The sequence below is a fragment of the Oleiphilus sp. HI0066 genome (genome assembly GCF_001635725.1).
This window is the reverse complement of record NZ_LWFH01001335.1, coordinates 1-1,029: the sequence shown is the minus strand read 5'-3', so window position 1 is coordinate 1,029 and position 1,029 is coordinate 1. Positions and strand designations below refer to the sequence as shown.

2 protein-coding genes are annotated in these 1,029 nt (G+C 46.1%); both read left to right on the top strand.

The genetic code is table 11. From position 1 onward, the window contains the following. A partial coding sequence (locus tag A3738_RS20130) for an HAD family hydrolase (RefSeq protein ID WP_068763804.1) occupies positions 1–426 on the top strand: 426 nt, incomplete at its 5' end. A gap of 137 nt (positions 427–563) precedes the next feature. Next, positions 564–1,029 (top strand): heme-binding protein (locus A3738_RS20125; RefSeq protein WP_068763803.1); only part of this gene is annotated, 466 nt, incomplete at its 3' end.

The window sequence follows — 1,029 nt, the reverse complement described above, 5'->3', positions numbered from 1 at the left end:
GACGCGCATAGCTCTGAAGTAATTGCTGGAGTGCCTGAGACGCTGCTCAAACTCAGTAATTCATCCATCAAAACAGGCGTTGTCACACGCAATTCGATTCCTGCAAGTCAACTGAAACTTGATCGTAGTCAGTTGCGAGTGGGAAGAGTACTTGCACGTGAGCACGCCCCTCCTAAGCCTTCACCTGACGCTTTATTGATGCTCGCCGACGAATGGCAAGTTGACCCCAAGCATTGTATCTACGTTGGCGATTTTCGTTACGATCTCGAAGCCGCGCACAATGCAGGTATGCATGCCGCTTGGTATGCCTCAGGGTATTCTTCTCAACCGGAATGGGCGCATCTCGCGCACTTTGATTTCTCTCATTATAACGATTTTATTCCTACATTAGCCGCGTATTGGCGAAAAGTTTCTGCGGGCGCGTAGCAAATTTAATAAGTCAGTCATCTGCAACTGATCACTTCAAACTTTCAATCCGTACACAATTAGGCATCGGTCGTTACGTCGATAAACTGGCTTTAGAGCTTAGCTTGATATTTTAGGTAGAGGACATAGATTGAACAATGGTTTGGAAAAACATTTTTGTTGCATTGATAGTAAGCACGTTTTTCTTAGCAAGCGGGTGTAGCTTGGTACGGCATACGATTGAACACGCACCGTATTCAGTTATTGAAACTAAGAACGCGGAAGAAGCGGAGTCTGAAAATATCGAAGTACGTGAATATCAACGTCTGTTGTTAGTGACTGCGCCGATGAACCCAGGCTCTAGAGAGGATGGGGCCTTTCGTAAGTTATTTGCTTATATCTCTGGCGAAAATAGCGAAGAGAAAGAAATTTCAATGACTGCGCCAGTGTTTATGGATCCGGCAAAGACAGAACAAATGTCTTTTGTGCTGCCCGAAAGTTTTGAGCTGTCGACTGCGCCGAGCCCGAGAGATGCTGCGGTCGAGGTTCAAGAGCTCCGTAACATGAAGATGGCGGTTATCCGTTTCAGTGGTACCTTGAGCGAGGAAAATATTTCAGATAACC